The 2,927-nt window shown below is 50.8% G+C and carries 1 rRNA gene; it reads left to right on the forward strand.

From position 1 onward, the window contains the following. Nucleotides 1-5 precede the first annotated feature (5 nt). Nucleotides 6-2,889 (forward strand): 23S ribosomal RNA (locus HX021_RS21610). Nucleotides 2,890-2,927: the final 38 nt, after the last annotated feature.

A 2,927-nucleotide genomic window follows, 5' to 3' on the forward strand; every position in this document is an offset into this window, starting at 1 on the left:
CGGTGAAGAAAGTAAATAAGGGCACACGGGGGATGCCTAGGCTCTCAGAGGCGAAGAAGGACGTGATAAGCTGCGATAAGCTTTGGGGATTGGCAAATGCGACTTGATCCAAAGATTTCCGAATGGGGCAACCTGGCATGTTGAAGACATGTCGTATAATACGCGAACGCGCTGAACTGAAACATCTAAGTAGGCGTAGGAGAAGAAAATAACAATGATTTCCCAAGTAGTGGCGAGCGAACGGGAAGTAGCCCAAACCGTTTATGTTACGGCATAAGCGGGGTTGTAGGACCACAATATTGTACAATGCTATGAACTGGAAGCAGGTGGGAAACTGCGCGATAAGGGTGAGAGCCCCGTACAGGTAAAGAATATTGACATAGTGGTATCCTGAGTACCGCGGGACCGGAGAAATCCTGTGGGAATCCACCAGCACCATCTGGTAAGGCTAAATACTCCTGAGAGACCGATAGTGAACCAGTACCGTGAGGGAAAGGTGAAAAGAACCCCGAACAGGGGAGTGAAAAGAACCTGAAACCGTGTGCTTACAAGCGGTTGGAGCAGGCAGGTCCTGTGACAGCGTGCCTTTTGCATAATGAGCCTACGAGTTACTCTTGTCTGGCAAGGTTAAGCCCTTCAGGGGCGCAGCCGAAGCGAAAGCGAGTCTTAATAGGGCGCATAGTCAGATGAGGTAGACGCGAAACCTTGTGATCTACCCTTGGGCAGGTTGAAGTTGCAGTAACATGTAATGGAGGACCGAACCGATAAACGTTGAAAAGTTTCCGGATGACCTGAGGGTAGGGGTGAAAGGCCAATCAAACTGGGAAATAGCTCGTACTCCCCGAAATGTTTTTAGGAACAGCGTGAGAATAGAGTCTGACAGAGGTAGAGCTACCGATTGGGTGCGGGGGAGTCAAATCCTACCAAATCCAGACGAACTCCGAATGCTGTCAGATATGTCTTGCAGTGAGGCTTTGGGTGCTAAGGTCCAAGGCCGAGAGGGAAAGAACCCAGACCATCAGCTAAGGTCCCCAAATTCGTTCTAAGTTGAACTAACGAGGTCCGGTTGCCCAGACAGCTAGGATGTTGGCTTGGAAGCAGCCATTCATTTAAAGAGTGCGTAACAGCTCACTAGTCGAGCGGCCGGGCGTGGATAATAAACGGGCATCAAGAACGGTACCGAAGCTATGGATTTGCATTGAGAGATATGCATCTGGTAGGGGAGCATTCCATATGGGGTGAAGATACCTGGTGATGGGTGTTGGACCGTATGGAAAAGCAAATGTAGGCATAAGTAACGATAAGGCGGGTGAGAAACCCGCCCACCGAAAGACCAAGGTTTCCTGATCAACGTTAATCGGATCAGGGTCAGTCGGGACCTAAGGCGCACCCGAAAGGGGCAAGCCGATGGACAACTGGTTAATATTCCAGTACTCTTATTAACTGCGATGTGGTGACGGAGTAGTGACACTGCCGCGAACTGACGGAATAGTTCGTTGAAAGGCGTAGGTATTGGGGTTGTAGGCAAATCCGCAACTCTAGCTGAAACCCAATAGTACAGCAAAGCTTCGGTGGCGCTGATAGAGCAGGTAAACAGACTTCCAAGAAAACCCGCTAAGCTTCAGGTTAATAAGACCCGTACCGCAAACCGACACAGGTGGTCGAGGAGAGAATCCTAAGGTGCTCGAGTGAGTCATGGCTAAGGAACTCGGCAAAATGGCCCTGTAACTTCGGGAGAAGGGGCGCTGTCTCAGCGATGAGCAGCCGCAGTGAAAAGGCCCAGGCGACTGTTTAACAAAAACATATGGCTTTGCAAAATCGCAAGATGAAGTATAAGGCCTGACACCTGCCCGGTGCTGGAAGGTTAAGAGGGGATGTCATCTTCGGAGAAGCATTGAATCGAAGCCCCAGTAAACGGCGGCCGTAACTATAACGGTCCTAAGGTAGCGAAATTCCTTGTCGGGTAAGTTCCGACCTGCACGAATGGTGTAACGATCTGGGCGCTGTCTCAGCCATGAGCTCGGTGAAATTGTGGTATCGGTGAAGACGCCGGTTACCCGCAACGGGACGGAAAGACCCCATGCACCTTCACTATAGCTTAACATTGAGATTGGGTACAGGATGTGTAGGATAGGCGGGAGATATTGAAGCGTGTTCGCCAGGATGCGTGGAATCGCCCTTGAAATACCGCCCTTTCTGTATTCGGTTTCTAACTCCGCATTGCGGAGGACATTGTTTGGTGGGTAGTTTGACTGGGGTGGTCGCCTCCAAAAAGGTAACGGAGGCTTTCAAAGGTAAGCTCAGTACGCTTGGTAACCGTACGTGGAGTGCAATGGCATAAGCTTGCTTGACTGTGAGACCGACAAGTCGAACAGGGTCGAAAGACGGACATAGTGATCCGGTGGTTCTGTATGGAAGGGCCATCGCTCAAAGGATAAAAGGTACGCTGGGGATAACAGGCTGATCTCCCCCAAGAGCTCATATCGACGGGGAGGTTTGGCACCTCGATGTCGGCTCGTCACATCCTGGGGCTGGAGAAGGTCCCAAGGGTTGGGCTGTTCGCCCATTAAAGTGGCACGCGAGCTGGGTTCAGAACGTCGCGAGACAGTTCGGTCCCTATCTGTTGTGGGCGTTGGAAGTTTGAGTGGATCTGACCTTAGTACGAGAGGACCGGGTTGGACAGACCTCTGGTGAACCTGTTATGCCGCCAGGTGTACGGCAGGGTAGCTACGTCTGGAATAGATAAGCGCTGAAAGCATCTAAGTGCGAAACTAGCCACGAGATGAGACTTCCTTATAGGGTCGTAGGAGATGACTACGTTGATAGGCCATAGGTGTAAAGGTTGAGAGACCAAAGCCGAGTGGTACTAATAGCCCGAAGCTTTCTCAAGCAGACAGACACTGTTGTCTTCCTCTTTAATTTTTGAA

The organism is Sphingobacterium sp. N143, from assembly GCF_030325625.1.
Lineage (GTDB): Bacteria > Bacteroidota > Bacteroidia > Sphingobacteriales > Sphingobacteriaceae > Sphingobacterium.